Consider the following 14096-nt stretch of genomic DNA (forward strand, 5'->3'; position numbering starts at 1 on the left):
TTTAAACTAACTGTTTAAATTGCGTTGATTGCCTCCATATAGATAACTAATAAATCAGCGCGAACAAATAAGGAAAGAGTATGAGCCTAATTAACGAAACCCACGATATTAATCTAAAAAGCTGGGTTGCATCTGCTAACGAAGCGAACTGTGACTTCCCAATTCAAAACCTTCCTTTTGCAGAAGTACGTCGTAAAAATTCAGACGAAGCGTTCCGTGGCGCTGTAGCAATTGGTGATCAAGTTATCGATTTAGCAAAAGTAAATGAGCTTGGTTTATTCTCTGGTGATGCACAGGTTGCCGTTAAAGCAGCAAGCCAAGCTACACTCAATGAATTTATGGGTCTTGGTCAGCAGTATTGGTCTGCACTTCGTCTTGCTCTATCAAAAGCACTCCGTGAAGGTGCCAGTGAGCAAGCACAATTAAGCGAAGCGCTTATCGCTCAAGCAGACATCGAATTTGCGCTGCCATGTCGCATTGGTGATTACACTGACTTTTATACGTCTATTTACCACGCAACAGCGGTAGGTAGTTTGTTCCGCCCTGATAACCCACTTCTACCTAACTACAAATGGGTACCAATCGGTTATCACGGCCGCTCATCGTCAATTGATGTTTCTGGTCAAACGTTCCACCGCCCTAACGGTCAAACTAAAGCGCCAGATGCAGAAGTCCCTTCATTCGGCCCTTGTAAACGCCTAGACTACGAACTTGAGTTAGGTATTTACCTTGGTAAAGGGAATGAATTAGGCGATGCGATTGCCATTGAAAATGCTGAAAACCACGTATTTGGTTTCTGTGTATTTAATGACTGGTCTGCACGTGACTTACAAGCATGGGAATACCAACCGCTTGGTCCATTCCTTGCGAAGAACTTCGCTTCGACTGTATCTCCTTGGATTGTTACAACAGAAGCTCTGGCACCATTTAGAACAAACTGGACACGTGACGAAAACGATCCACAACCAATGGACTATTTAGAGTCAGCTCATAACCGTGAGTTTGGTGCATTCGATATCAAAATGGATGTACAAATCGAAACAGAAAAGATGCGTGCAGCTGGCGAAGCACCAACACAGGTATCTAAATCAAGCTTCAAGCACTCTTACTGGACCGTTGCGCAAATGGTCACTCACCACACTGTAAATGGCTGTAACTTCCAACCAGGCGACATGTTAGGTTCAGGAACGCAATCGGGCCCTGAGCACGAAGAAGCAGGTTCATTATTAGAACTTTCTCGCGGTGGTAAAGAAAAGATCACGCTAGCTAATGGCGAACAACGTACTTTCTTAGAAGACGGCGACAACGTAATCATGCGTGGTTGGTGTGAAAAAGACGGTTTTGCACGCATTGGTTTTGGTTCAGTCGAAGGTACAGTATTACCTGCCAAATAAAAATAACTCGCTATTTTTATTTCCAGAACAACGATTAAGGGCATTTTTTGCCCTTTTTTTTGCATTTTTTTCAGTTGAGTTACAATTTTTTGCTGGCTTTTTTAAATGAGATTGCTATCTTAGCTCGGTTATTAGTCAAATTTTGTACGCCATGTTAGTTAAACTTAAGTCTTTTTATCGCACGTTTTTTCCAGCTCGTCAGCTGTTGATCCGTCAAAATGGCGAAGTAAAACACTTAGTATTAGCCCCTTGGGTGCAATTAACGACCTTACTAGTCATTTTAACCGCTCTTGTTTGGTTAAGTATTTCAACACTGCAAATCATTTCTCAAGCTGACAAGATCACTAGCATCGAACAAACTCAGCTAACAAAACAACAAGAATGGCAAAAACAGCATTATCAGCAACAAGCTGTTTATGAAAAACAGCTAGAGCAATTGGCAGTCCTTGAACAAAAACAAGCGCTATTGCAAAGCATGATTGAATCGCTTCCAGAATCAATGAACAAACCTGCACTGCCAACCGACGCAGAGCCATTACTTTTGCCTGTTCAGGAGCACGCTGAAGAGTTTCACGCGCCTTTAGAAGATGAACAGCAACCTAAACAAGTAAAACGCTTAGAGAGTATTTCTGAGCGCTTAGCGCGTCTTGATGCTGCTTATAACAGCAGTTTTATTGTATTAGATGAGCAAATTAAGCTTCGTCACCAAGAAATTGTTGCCATGTTAGAAGGTGCAGGCCTTGATAGTAGCCTTGCTGACGGTTCTGTTTTAGACGGTAGCGAAACGGCACAAGGTGGTCCATTAGATTTATTTGACGAATCAAAAATTCCCGCTGAGTTTTTAGCGATTGCCGACAAATTGCTGGCATTAAATAACCTTGAAAACTTACTCAGCGAATTACCACAAACACTTCCTGCTGCCGATTACTACATTTCAAGTAGTTATGGTCTTCGAAAAGATCCTATGAATGGCCGCCGTGCTTTTCACAAAGGCGTTGATTTAGCAGGTTGGCATAAAACCGAGATTTTTGCTCCCGCTGATGGCACCGTTTTACGTGCTGGTCGTAATGGCGGCTATGGCAACTTTATCGAACTACAACACAAAAATGGCTTCGTTACTCGCTTTGGTCACCTTAATAAAATTAAGGTTAAAAAAGGCCAAACAGTGACTAAAGACGATGTCATTGGTTTAATGGGTAGTACTGGCCGTAGTACCAGCACTCACCTACATTACGAAGTTTTAGTGAATGGCAAACATGTCAACCCGGTTAAAATAACAAAGGCGCTTTCTCGTGTTCGGTAAAAAAAAACAATCAGCAGCTAGCTCGTCTGGCTCATCTTTAAAAAGAACCAACCACACTCCTTCTATTATTTCTGAAGACGTTCGTTTAACTGGCGGCCTCAGCAGCCAAGGTGAAGTTCAGCTTGATGGACGCATCGAAGGCGATTTACGTGTTAAACATTTAGTGATTGGTCACACTGGCATGATTGAAGGTGTCATTGAGGCTGATAGTGTTATCGTCAAAGGTAAAATTATCGGTTCACTGATTGCCAACAAAGTGACGATTGAAAGCACAGCACAAGTTCATGGTGATGTTTTTCATGACACACTGAGCATCGAAGCCGGCGCAATCATTGAAGGTAGTTTAAAACATCGTCACGAAGAAGATAATGTGGCGCCAATCAAGCCTGAAGAACAAACAAGTTCTTCATTATTGGCTGATGACGACAACGACTTGTCGTTTGTTAACAAACAAGCCGCTGATAAGTCTTAACGCTTTTTAGCGGTTACATACATTGTGATATCCGCGGTGAAAACAAGTTCATCGCGGCTATTATAAACCTTCACGGGTACTAGCAAGTCCTGCTTTTCTAACCACTCACTCGGCACGTCTATCTGGGCAACAGCACGCATATCTGTGTCAATTTTCGCTAAATAATTCACAGTCATGCCTTTTGGGATCCAACGGTGCGTTTTTGCCGGCACAGTGGCATCAACCATTAAACCTGCACATAACTCAGCGACATTACACTGTGCAATTGCATGAATAGTCCCTATATGATTGTGGATTGCTCGGCGGTTTTTAACGGTTGCACTGCAATGCCCAGCAGTTAAATGTGTGATCAATGGCTTTATTGACCCAAAGTAAGGGGCTTTAAAACACACGGCTTTACTAAACAACCAGTTACCCTTTGGCAGTGACTGACATTTCGTCCAAATTTTTAATAATGATGATGGTGAGCTCACGACGTTTATCCATTATTTTTATGATGTGAGATAAAAAACTAACACATCAGACCAGATAGCGAAATGGAAAGTTTTTGTAAGCAGTTTTAATGATTACGTATGTATTACACTTTTAGCCAAGTGAACGCTTTTCTTTTCCTTTAGGGGCACATAAAATACCGTTTTAAAGGAGAGCGAATGCAGTCACGCCAGCACAAAAACCTCAGCTTACTATTTATTCTTGGCCTTCTGGTTATTTTTAGCCCGTTAGCAATTGATATTTACTTACCCGCATTTCCGACCATTGCAGAACAATTTAACGCTTCAGAAAAGCAAATTCAGCAAACCGTCGCTATTTTTATGCTTACCGTTGGGCTTGGACAGCTCATTGCAGGGCCATTAGCAGATAAGTTTGGTCGTAAGCCAGTGGCAATTACCGGTGTGACAATTTATGGTTTAGCGGCTTTTGGGGCGTATTTAGCACCTGATTTTGCGAGCCTGATGATGGCAAGAGCACTGCAAGGCTTGGGGGCCTGTGCCACGTTTGTCGTGGCATTTGCGATTGTAAGAGATCGATTTGGTAGTGAACGCAGCGGTCAAATCATTACTTATCTCAATGGTATCGTCTGCTTTATCCCTGCCCTCGCGCCGATTTTAGGTGCTTGGCTCACAGTGCAGTTTGGTTGGCGCATGAACTTTTTATTCATGGCAGCATTTGCACTTATCGGTTTATTCATAACCTTGTTAATGTACAAAGAAACCCGCCCTGCCGATAGCGTCTATAGTGGTCATATTCTTGACCTACGCCGTTTTATGCCAATCATCAGCACGCCATTGTTTTTATTCCATAGCTTAATTTGCTTGGTAACTATGTCAGCTATTTTAGTCTTCGTTACGCTAGCGCCAGGCTGGCTTATTACTGAATTAGGTGGCAGTGTGACCGACTTTACTTTCTGGTTTACCTGTAATGCAGTATTGAGCATTGTTGCTAGCTTTATTATGCCACTGTACATCAAACGCCAACCCAAACGCGCGTTAAAAGCAGGACTCTTGTTACTTGTAATCGCAGGTGCCTTAATGTTGGCCTTTAGCCAACAACGTACTGCGCTTGCGTTGATGTTTCCGATGTTTATTGCTGCGTTTGGTTTTGCACTGACACTTGGCTCATCAGCAGGCCGTGCATTAAGTTTGTTTCCTAAACAAGCAGGCACCGCTTCTGCACTCATTGGTTTGATGCAAATGAGTGGTGCAAGCTTATTAGTGTTTATAACGCAATTCTTAAATTTGACTACCCCGGTATTAATTGGCGTGCACTTTTTAATGCTCATCCCATTTACCTACTTATTGTTCAAGCATAAGCACTTGTCATAAAAAAGTTTTATCATACTTTTCGTCATGACGGGTAAATGAGAATCGTTATACTCTATTTACCCGTTTAGACATCCTGTTATTTCCTACCGTTATAAAAAGTATCTTTCTAGAATAATTTGTTCCAGTTTTGTGGATTATTTTGCTTGTACCTATAGCGCCATTAAACTATTGTTTACTCACGTTAACATTTAGTTAACTCAACAACATGTTTGGGATACGAATTATGAAAAAGAATAAATTAGCATTAGCACTTATCATCAGTGGACTATGTGCTGCAGGAACTGCAAATGCAGCAAACGATCGTTACATCATCCAAGTAGACAACAACAATAAAGGCGTAGTTAAAGCACTCGCTAAAAAGCTCGGTGGTGATATTAAAGTTGATGGTAATGGCTTTATTGCAGCGCAATTTACAGGTCATGATCTTGCAAGTGTAAAAGGCTTACTGAACAACCCTCATATTAAACTAATTGAAGAAGATCAAAAGCGTGTACCCATGGCGCTGTATAACGATGACGCCGGTAATGCAATGCAGCAACAATTAACGCCGTATGCAGTTTATCAATCACAAGCTGATCAAGTTACCTTCGATGCGAACGCTGGCATGAAAGTCTGTGTAATTGACTCAGGTCTAGATGCAACAAACCCTGATTTCGTTTGGGGTAATATCACAGGTGATAACGACAGTGGCACTGGCAATTGGTACGACAATGGTGGCCCACACGGTACTCACGTAGCAGGTACAATTGGTGCGGCAGACAACAATGTTGGTGTGGTTGGGATGGCACCGGGTGTGGCAATGCACATCATCAAAGTATTTAATGCTGAAGGCTGGGGTTATTCTTCAGATTTAGCACACGCAGCGGACTTATGCTCTCAAGCTGGTGCAAATATTATCAGCATGAGCCTTGGTGGCGGTGGTTCAAATAGCACCGAATCTAACGCGTTTGCTAATTTTACTAACGCCGGCGGTTTAGTGGTTGCTGCAGCGGGTAACGATGGTAACAGCGTGCGCTCATACCCTGCAGGTTATTCTTCAGTCATGATGGTTGGTGCAAATGATGCGAACAACCAAATTGCAGATTTTTCGCAATTCCCTAGCTGTACAACAGGTCGTGGTAAACGTGTAACTACCGATGAAACTATCTGTGTTGAAGTAACAGCAGGCGGTGTTGATACACTTTCAACTTACCCAGCAGGTATGGCAACGTCAGCTAGCTTAGCAGCTGATGGCGCAGGCTTTGCTACTTCATCAATGGAAAACGCGGGTAATGCATCAGGCACGGCGTATTACATGGGTACTGCTGAAAGTGTTGATTCTGGCGCAGCGGGCAAAATTTGTATGATTGACCGCGGTAATATTTCGTTCTACGACAAAGTAAATAACTGCGAGAACTCAGGCGGTATCGGCGCCGTTATCATCAATAACGAAGCAGGTATGCTATACGCTACATTAGGCGATACTAACGATACAACAATTCCTGCTGTAGGTGCGGCACTTGAAGACCGCTCAGCTCTACTTTCAAGTACAACAATTGATATCGCAATTGGTACCAGTGATTATGGTTTCATGAGCGGTACATCAATGGCAACGCCTGCTGTTTCAGGTATCGCAGCGCTAGTTTGGTCAAACCATCCTGAGTGTACAGGTACAGAAATTCGTGATGCGTTAAAAGCGACAGCACAAGACCAAGGTGCTTCTGGTCACGATGTTTACTTCGGTCACGGTATTGTTAAAGCAGCTGATGCAGATGCATACCTAACAGCCAATGGCTGTGCAGGTGGTGGCGATAATGGCGGCGGCACAACACCGGGTAGCGATGACATTAGCCTTTCTACTTCAGGTTATAAATCAAAAGGCACTGCGTATGTTGATTTAAGCTGGAGTGGTGCTGCTACAAGCACTGTTGATGTGTACCGTAATGGTAGCAAAGTAGGCTCAGTGGCAAACACTAACAGCTATACTGACACTATTACAACGAAAGGTGGCGGCACTTACACTTACCAAGTATGTGAAGCACAAAGCACAACTGTTTGTTCAAACAACAGCTCAGTGACATTCTAATACTTTCCCCAACCCAAATCAGCGGGCATTGATTGCCCGCTTTTTCTTTTTCTAGAAGCTTGTTAAAATCAATTACCTAGCTTTTTATCTTTGTGCCGATGATCAATCCAGAATCGTTACTGTCGTTTTTAGGCGCCAGTTTTTTAATTGCCGTGGCTCCCGGCCCTTCTAATGCATTTTTAATGGCACAAACCTTTGCCAATGGCCGTAAAGCAGGAATGCAAAGTGCATTCGGTTTTGCCCTAGGTGGTGTGGTCCATACTTTTTTTGCGGTGGTGGGTTTAACTGCTATTTTAAAAGCATCTACAGTCGCGTATACCACAGTTCAGTATTTAGGTGCAGCGTACCTGTGCTATTTAGGCATAATGACCTTAAAAGACACCTTCACACAGCCTGAACCTGACTGTGATGAAAAGCCTCATGTTAGTACCAGTAAAAAGCAAAATGTGATGTTTCAAGCAATGATGACCGAGGTACTTAATCCAAAAGTCGCGCTATTCTTTATTGCATTTATTCCGCAGTTCGTCGATCCGAGCTTGTCTTCAACGACCTTTCAGCTCGCTTTTTTTGGCTTACTTTACCCGCTTTTTGCTTTTCCAATCGACTGCACGTATATTTATTTCGGCGATAAGATAGCCAGTTATTTTCGTGATCACCCACAAACCCAAATTTGGATTGATCGGATCACGGGACTGGTGTTTATTGCATTAGCAATTAACCTATTGATATAAGAGCACTTATGGAACAAAAACAACAAGCCTTACCAGCCAAAAAGAATATTGCCCTCGTAGCCCATGATGGCAAAAAAGCAGCTCTTCAGGCGTGGTGTGAAAAGCATCAAGCTATTTTAAGCAAGCACACGCTGTATGGTACGGGTACAACCGGTCATTTAATCGAGCGTACTACAGGGCTTGAAGTGATTAAGCTGCTAAGCGGCCCTATGGGTGGCGATCAGCAACTCGGTGCTAAAATTGCTGAACATGAAGTGCACATGTTAGTGTTTTTCTGGGATCCACTTGCATCGCAGCCACACGACCCTGATGTAAAGGCATTACTACGTTTAGCTGCGGTTTGGAATATTCCTGTTGCTTGTAATGAAGTCAGTGCTGATATGCTATTAAGCTCACCTATGATGGAAACTGAGCTGTGCCGCACGTTACCAGATTATGAAAAATATCTCGCAACGCGCCAAGTGACTCTTTAATTCTTAAAGTCGATATCTCAAAGTGGGGGCGATTAGCTATAAAGCTTATGCGCCCACTTAGTTAAGCCAGCAGTTACACTTCCAAAGTGGTCCCCGTTCAGCATAGTAATGTCACCTAAATGGGCCTGTAACGCAGCCTTGATAAGCGGTGATTGCGCACTACCACCCGTTAAGTAAATGACATCAGGCGTTGTGCCTGCCTCTTTGATCGCTTGTTTCGCTAAGCCCACTATCTGGCTTATCGAGTCATCAACAGCTAAGGCTAAATCTTTCAACGTTAAACACTGTGTTAGTTCTGAATCTAAGAAATGCAAATCAGTAGTAAATTCATTCGCTGACGACAATGCAATTTTTGCCGCTTCACCTTGCTGCACTAATTGGTGACCTTGCTTATTTTGCTGCAATTGAATTAAGCGTTTAAATAGTCCTGGCTCTTTAACTTCACGCAGCTGGGTCAATAACTCTCGATGATGAGCATCACTATAAAACTGGCTTTGTAGGTTCACATCATTGATTTTACACGCTTGCCAAAACGGTTGATTCGGAAGCGGAAGACCCGATTTAAACTCTGTGCCTAAACCAAGCAATGGCATTAAACCATGAAAGCTCAGCGCAATATCTAAATCATTCCCCCCCACACGCTTACCACTGTGGGCTAAAAAGTCATTGTCACGGCACTGATTTGCACGGAAGCTCGGCCCCATTTGTACAAATGAGCAATCGCTAGTACCCCCGCCAATATCGACAACTAACACTTTTTGGTCTTGCTGTAATGAGGTTTCATAATCAATTCCCGCAGCTAATGGCTCATACAAAAATGAGACCTCTTTAAAGCCTGCACGTTTTGCCGCTCGCTCTAATATGCCGAGCGCTTGTTGATTAGACTCTTCACCACCAACTGATTGAAAGTTTACCGGTCGCCCAATGACCGTTTCGGTTAATGACTCTTGCAGTGATTGCTCGGCGCGTTGTTTTATTTTTAAGATCATCGCCGTCGCAATGTCTTCAAAGAAGTTAATTTGTCCTTGCTTTAAGCCCACGGCGCCAAAAAATGATTTAGGTGATTTTACAAAGTAACCTTCTTCAGGAAATTGCACGTATTCACTGATCGCTTCTCGCCCAATAAATAAGGTGTCATCACCAGCTTGAATATCTAAATCGGATTTAATGCGAGGGATGGTATTTAAAAGCGCTTGACGCTCAGTTTTAAAATCCTGCTCAAATGGGCTGCCAGCAAGGTGTTTTGCTACAAAATCAACCACTAAAGCACTGTGATGAGTATAGAGTGTTGATGGTAAATATTGTTTGCCTTGCTCAAGGGGCACTAAAGACACTTGTTGCTCATTATCCATTACACCAATTGCACAATTTGAGCTACCGTAATCAAAGCCTGCAAACATTCTAACACCTATACATCAATAAAAAGGCCGCGAAATTTACCACAGTCGCAGCCATTTTTGAATGACACTATGGCCTTTCATGTAAAAAGCTTGCAAAGCGTGGCAAACCATTTTTAGTAAAACCATGATATTTATAGGTAATGGTACTTCCAATTGCGGGAGGTGATGTTCTTTGCTGATCGGTAAATCCCGAACCAATTTTAAATTCTAGCCCGTCACTGTTTCGAACTTTGAGTGCACCAAGCATATTTTTGTACTTTCCTTTTCCTGCGATGTAACCTACCACAACCGCTTCGGCATCAAGGTAGGGCTTTAATTTTAAAAGAGCATCACTGCGCCCTGCACTATGCTTAGCACTGGCTAGATGCAGCATCACACCCTCAGCACCTTGTGCGATTAGCTCATCCATAAATAAGCTCAGTTGCGTGTTCTCGTTAAAGTGCTTTTGCTCAACAGCTTTAATATGCTCGCTGTTCAGCTGACTGACTAACCGTGCGTAATTTTCAAAGCGCTGACTAAACGGCTTTGTCGCATCCGGCATATCAAATATCATGTAACTGACGGTTTGCCATTCAGACTCTACAGGTGTGACTTTGCGAACGATACCGCTTAGGTTTGCAAAGTCTTGACGCTTAGTCCAAAGCTCTCCATCAAGCCAAACCCCTGGCAGCGGCGCGGTAAACCACTTGGGAGCATAAATTGGGTTACCGTTCCGGGTTACTAATTGACTCCCCGTCCAAATGGCCCGAACACCATCATATTTTTCACTAACTAAATAATCGCTTACATTAACCTTTTCGGCTTCATAAACGTTCGCTAAGAGGACTGAAGGAGCTTGTTGTGCTTCGGCTGAAATGCCGATAAATAACGTGATTGCGCACAGCAGCGCGCGAGTGAGAATAACCATCATTGCTTCCTTGCAAATGTGTGAGTATTAGTTGGCTATTACTAGTTAAAAATAGCTACTTAACAATAGCGGCTTAGCAATAGCCAGTTAATTATAGTCTAGTTTGTAGCCATTTGAAAAACTCGCTCAAATCAGCAAACACACCCGCGGCTTTACTAAAATCATGCTCTAACGTGAAATGATTCGGCACCGCATACACAGCAACTCCAGCATTACTCGCAGCAGTGACGCCGGTGAAAGTATCTTCGACTGCGACGGCTTCATCGGCCATGATATTTAATGTATCGAGGGCTAATTGGTATGGATCGCCATCAGGTTTGGGATTGTTAACATCATCTTTGGTAACGACACAATCAAACCAATCAAAAATGCCATAGCCCTTTAAAATAGGATAGGCTTCATCTTTTGCACTGCCTGTTACTAATGCCATTTTTAAACCACTGGCTTTGACTTGCTCTAGCACTGCTTTTGCGTGAGGCATATAAGCAGGTAAATTACTGCTAACAAAACGCCCAAACGCAGCGTACTTTTCATCCGTTAACTGCTCTGGACTGATAGTAAGCCCATAATTTGTAACGACCTCTTTAGCTGCTTCAAGGGTGGGTCTACCAGAAAAGCGTTGGCAAAACGTGGCTTCATCATATTGCACGCCAAAAGGGGCTAATAAATAATTCCAAATATTAAAATGCACACTTTCAGAATCCACCAAGGTGCCATCCATATCAAACAATACTGCTTTTAAAGTCATCCTCATTCCTTCAAAGTAAAAAGGTGCCAAAGGCACCTTTAATTATGATTATTCTGTTAAACCCGCAGGTGGCTCAGCAAATGCTTCTTCGCCGGTTTCAACATCAACCAGCTCGTAGCCACGTTGCTTTCTTACCACTTTTAAAATCGGCTTAGAAAACGCTGTTTTTAAACGATCTGCATCTGCTTCAAGTTCTTCGACTGTATTACCAAATGGTGCAGCACCGGTTTCTGACCAATTAGTCACTTTACCATTTAAGTTATATTCAACTTCGTGAATTTGATATTGTGCTGCTTCATCTTTTGTTGCTTCACAAAAAATTACACGGTAGTTCCAAAATCCAGCCATAGCTATTCTCTTTCTCTTAAATTAATCCTGCCACTTTAGCAGTTACCAACGCGATTATAAACGAAAAAACCCGCTATACAGCGGGTTTTAATAGTACTTATCTTTCAGCTTAGAAGAAGCTTACTTTGAACTCAGCACCGATGTAACGCTCTTCGTTCACCATTGCTGTGTTGTTATTGAAGTCGATAGCACCGATTGATTGCTGCTCGTCGAACATGTTACGTACGAATGCTGACACTTCATATTCGTAGTCGCCTTCTGCCCAAGCATAACCTGCACGTAGACCTACTTCAGTTAATGGCTTGCCTTCAAACTCAACTGACTCATATAAGAAGTAGTTGATTTCGCTACGATAAGACACGTCAGCGTAAGTGAAGAATTCACCGTCAGCAACTTCGCGGCTATAACGTAAAGTTAAGTTTGAGATCCACTCAGGTGCGTGCGGTAGGCTGTTACCATCAAGAACAGCTTGACCTGCGCTGTTTAATGAGTTTGTAACAGTACACTGTGCACATACGTCAACGGCTAAGTCTTTATCTTTAAGCTCAGTGTTGTTGTAGCTTAAGTTAAATGTAGCGTTTAGGTTGTCAGTTAATACCCACTCAGTGTCTAACTCAAAACCGTAACCAGTTGTCTTATCAGCATTAACTAAACGGTTGAAGTTTGCACCACCACCTACAGCTGTTAATTGTTGGTCATCCATTGTGTAGTAGAACACAGTTGCATTTACACGACCTTGGCCGTCAAGTACGTCTGATTTGATACCTGTTTCGAATGACGTCACAGTTTCAGACTCAGCAACAGTTACTTCGTCACCGAATAAGATACGACCTTGAATACTTGGTGCACGGAAGCTGTTAGCAACACGTGCGTACCAGTTTACGTCATCGTTGATCTTGTAGTTAGCAGATAAATCCCAGCTAACGTGGTCGTCACTTGGGTTTTCTGTAAGGTATAACGCACTACCACCAATTGGGCTTAAAGTACGGTCTGCTGAGAACTCTTTCTCATCATCTGAGTAACGAAGACCCGCAGTGATTTTTAAGTCGTCAGTGATTGTGTAATCTAATGAACCGAATACCGCCCACGCTTTAGTATCTTGTTGCTGGATAACATAGCCGTTTAACTCACCTGGCGTTGAACCATAAGTGTCGTAGCTGAAGTTTTCGATTGTTAGCGCTTCGTCAAAGTAGAAAACACCTACTTGGAAGTTAACGTCGCCAGCATAGTTGCTAGATAAACGAAGTTCTTGCGTGTATTGGTCTTGATCTGGAATACCGTCAGCACTTTCAGAGTAGAACGGGATAAAACCTGGGCCCATATCTGGTAAGTAGCTTGCACCGTAACCACCGTCAATGTCAGCGCGAGAATAGATTTCAGCACTTTCCCATGCAGAGATTGAGGTAAGAGTTAAATCGTTGATATCCCACTCAAGCTTTAAGCTTGCGCCTTGAGATTCAACTTGCTGTGTCGCACGAGAAGCAGCATCGTGGTAAACCACATCGTGCTCATAGTTATCAGCTAAATCGTTTGTGCCTGCTTTGATAGCGTTACCACGGAATGCGATTGGCGTACCGTCCATATCACGTACGTGATAGTTGAAAAGACCTGTGAAATCGTCACCTTCATATAAGAACTGAACACGTGCCGCTTTTTCAGTGTAACCACCTAATACGTCATCTTGTTCAAAACCTGGCGCACGGTTATCGATGTAATCGTCTTTTTCTTGCCAAAGTACAGAAACACGCGTTGATAAACGGTCTGTTAAGCCACCGCCAACAGCACCTTCAAAATCAACTGCGCCACGGCTACCGTAAGATACTGAACCATAGCCTTCAAATTCTTGTGATGGTTTTACTGTATCAAATTTAACAAGGCCAGCTGGTGTGTTACGACCGAATAAAGTACCTTGTGGACCACGTAGAACTTCTACACGTGCAACGTCAAATACAGGGAAACCTTTTAAGATTGCGTTCTCTTGAACAACTTCGTCTACAACTAGCGAAACTGGTTGAGAAGCATTTAGGTCAAAGTCAGTGTTACCTAGACCACGAACATAAAAGCGTGGGAAAGAACGACCAAACGAAGATTCGATTGATAAGCTAGGGATTTTCGCGTTCATGAAACGAATATCCATACCAGCTGAGCTGTAAGCATCTAAGCTGTCACCTTGTAATGCAGATACAGCTACAGGTACTTCCTGTGCGTTTTCTACACGTTTACGAGCGGTGATTTGAATAACTTCTAGTTGGTTGCTTTTTGCTGCTGGCGCTTCGTCTGCAGCAAGAGTTGAAAATGAAGTACCTGCTACGGCAGAGAACAACGTTGCATTGATAAGTGTTGCTAACGTAGATCTTTTCATTGCTTTCATGTCGGGTTTTAACCTTTTTTATGCACTCTTATTCAACGGTGATGATGTTGCGTCAATTCAT

Annotated in this window: 13 protein-coding genes; 7 read left to right on the forward strand and 6 right to left on the reverse strand. The window is 42.9% G+C overall.

Features of this window, described 5'->3' with window-relative positions:
* Positions 1 to 80: 80 nt before the first annotated feature.
* The 3 genes from fahA (at position 81) to C2M25_RS11115 (ending at position 3169) form a co-directional block, all read left to right on the forward strand.
* The gene (fahA, locus tag C2M25_RS11105) at positions 81 to 1394 is read left to right on the forward strand and encodes a fumarylacetoacetase (RefSeq protein ID WP_063700260.1); all 1314 of its coding nucleotides are present in this window, start codon (positions 81 to 83) and stop codon (positions 1392 to 1394) included.
* Positions 1395 to 1545: 151 nt separating this feature from the next.
* On the forward strand, positions 1546 to 2697 hold the full coding sequence (locus C2M25_RS11110) for a M23 family metallopeptidase (RefSeq protein WP_063700262.1): 1152 nt from the start codon (positions 1546 to 1548) through the stop codon (positions 2695 to 2697).
* Positions 2687 to 3169 carry a bactofilin family protein gene (locus C2M25_RS11115; RefSeq protein ID WP_063700263.1) on the forward strand — a complete coding sequence of 161 codons (483 nt, stop codon included), beginning with the start codon at positions 2687 to 2689 and terminating at the stop codon, positions 3167 to 3169. Before C2M25_RS11110 ends, C2M25_RS11115 begins: the two co-directional genes overlap by 11 nt.
* Here the strand turns inward: C2M25_RS11115 and C2M25_RS11120 are convergent.
* On the reverse strand, positions 3166 to 3642 hold the full coding sequence (locus C2M25_RS11120; protein WP_105181113.1) for a hotdog fold domain-containing protein: 477 nt from the start codon (positions 3640 to 3642) through the stop codon (positions 3166 to 3168). The two genes, C2M25_RS11115 and C2M25_RS11120, sit on opposite strands and share 4 nt — an antisense overlap.
* Positions 3643 to 3819: 177 nt before the next feature.
* Between C2M25_RS11120 and C2M25_RS11125 the strand changes: the two genes are divergently transcribed.
* From C2M25_RS11125 to C2M25_RS11140, 4 genes are all read left to right on the forward strand, one after another.
* On the forward strand, positions 3820 to 4992 hold the full coding sequence (locus C2M25_RS11125) for a multidrug effflux MFS transporter (RefSeq protein ID WP_105174664.1): 1173 nt from the start codon (positions 3820 to 3822) through the stop codon (positions 4990 to 4992).
* A 223-nt stretch (positions 4993 to 5215) separates the two neighbouring features.
* Positions 5216 to 7057, forward strand: a complete 1842-nt coding sequence (locus C2M25_RS11130; RefSeq protein ID WP_105174665.1) for a S8 family serine peptidase — start codon at positions 5216 to 5218, stop codon at positions 7055 to 7057.
* A gap of 98 nt (positions 7058 to 7155) precedes the next feature.
* Positions 7156 to 7788, forward strand: coding sequence for a LysE family translocator (locus C2M25_RS11135; protein ID WP_063700271.1), 633 nt, complete (start codon positions 7156 to 7158; stop codon positions 7786 to 7788).
* 8 nt (positions 7789 to 7796) lie between these two features.
* Positions 7797 to 8261 (forward strand): methylglyoxal synthase, encoded by a 465-nt coding sequence (locus tag C2M25_RS11140; protein ID WP_063700272.1) that lies wholly within the window; start codon positions 7797 to 7799, stop codon positions 8259 to 8261.
* A gap of 32 nt (positions 8262 to 8293) precedes the next feature.
* Here C2M25_RS11140 and yegD read toward each other — a convergent pair whose 3' ends face one another.
* From yegD to C2M25_RS11165, 5 genes are all read right to left on the reverse strand, one after another.
* A complete protein-coding gene (gene yegD / locus C2M25_RS11145) occupies positions 8294 to 9661 on the reverse strand; it encodes a molecular chaperone (RefSeq protein ID WP_063700273.1) in 1368 nt (455 codons plus the stop codon).
* A gap of 67 nt (positions 9662 to 9728) precedes the next feature.
* Positions 9729 to 10568, reverse strand: a complete 840-nt coding sequence (locus C2M25_RS11150) for a DNA ligase (protein WP_105181114.1) — start codon at positions 10566 to 10568, stop codon at positions 9729 to 9731.
* Positions 10569 to 10659: 91 nt separating this feature from the next.
* Positions 10660 to 11316, reverse strand: coding sequence for an HAD family hydrolase (locus C2M25_RS11155; RefSeq protein ID WP_105181115.1), 657 nt, complete (start codon positions 11314 to 11316; stop codon positions 10660 to 10662).
* Between the two features lie 48 nt (positions 11317 to 11364).
* Positions 11365 to 11664: a hypothetical protein gene (locus tag C2M25_RS11160; protein ID WP_054551791.1), complete on the reverse strand. Its 300-nt coding sequence runs from the start codon at positions 11662 to 11664 to the stop codon at positions 11365 to 11367.
* A gap of 109 nt (positions 11665 to 11773) precedes the next feature.
* Positions 11774 to 14035 carry a TonB-dependent receptor gene (locus C2M25_RS11165; protein WP_063700278.1) on the reverse strand — a complete coding sequence of 754 codons (2262 nt, stop codon included), beginning with the start codon at positions 14033 to 14035 and terminating at the stop codon, positions 11774 to 11776.
* Between the last annotated feature and the right edge of the window lie 61 nt (positions 14036 to 14096).

Source organism: Pseudoalteromonas sp. T1lg21 (assembly GCF_002964625.1).
In the GTDB taxonomy this organism is placed as follows: Bacteria; Pseudomonadota; Gammaproteobacteria; order Enterobacterales; family Alteromonadaceae; genus Pseudoalteromonas; species Pseudoalteromonas gelatinilytica.

What these genes read in the sequence shown, in the direction of transcription:
- C2M25_RS11125 (WP_105174664.1), top strand. Translation starts at nt 3,820, where the DNA reads ATGCAGTCACGCCAGCACAAAAACCTCAGCTTACTATTTATTCTTGGC.
- C2M25_RS11135 (WP_063700271.1), top strand. Translation starts at nt 7,156, where the DNA reads ATGATCAATCCAGAATCGTTACTGTCGTTTTTAGGCGCCAGTTTTTTA.
- C2M25_RS11155 (WP_105181115.1), bottom strand. Translation starts at nt 11,316, where the DNA reads ATGACTTTAAAAGCAGTATTGTTTGATATGGATGGCACCTTGGTGGAT.
- C2M25_RS11140 (WP_063700272.1), top strand. Translation starts at nt 7,797, where the DNA reads ATGGAACAAAAACAACAAGCCTTACCAGCCAAAAAGAATATTGCCCTC.
- fahA (WP_063700260.1), top strand. Translation starts at nt 81, where the DNA reads ATGAGCCTAATTAACGAAACCCACGATATTAATCTAAAAAGCTGGGTT.
- yegD (WP_063700273.1), bottom strand. Translation starts at nt 9,661, where the DNA reads ATGTTTGCAGGCTTTGATTACGGTAGCTCAAATTGTGCAATTGGTGTA.
- C2M25_RS11165 (WP_063700278.1), bottom strand. Translation starts at nt 14,035, where the DNA reads ATGAAAGCAATGAAAAGATCTACGTTAGCAACACTTATCAATGCAACG.
- C2M25_RS11160 (WP_054551791.1), bottom strand. Translation starts at nt 11,664, where the DNA reads ATGGCTGGATTTTGGAACTACCGTGTAATTTTTTGTGAAGCAACAAAA.
- C2M25_RS11110 (WP_063700262.1), top strand. Translation starts at nt 1,546, where the DNA reads ATGTTAGTTAAACTTAAGTCTTTTTATCGCACGTTTTTTCCAGCTCGT.
- C2M25_RS11150 (WP_105181114.1), bottom strand. Translation starts at nt 10,568, where the DNA reads ATGGTTATTCTCACTCGCGCGCTGCTGTGCGCAATCACGTTATTTATC.
- C2M25_RS11130 (WP_105174665.1), top strand. Translation starts at nt 5,216, where the DNA reads ATGAAAAAGAATAAATTAGCATTAGCACTTATCATCAGTGGACTATGT.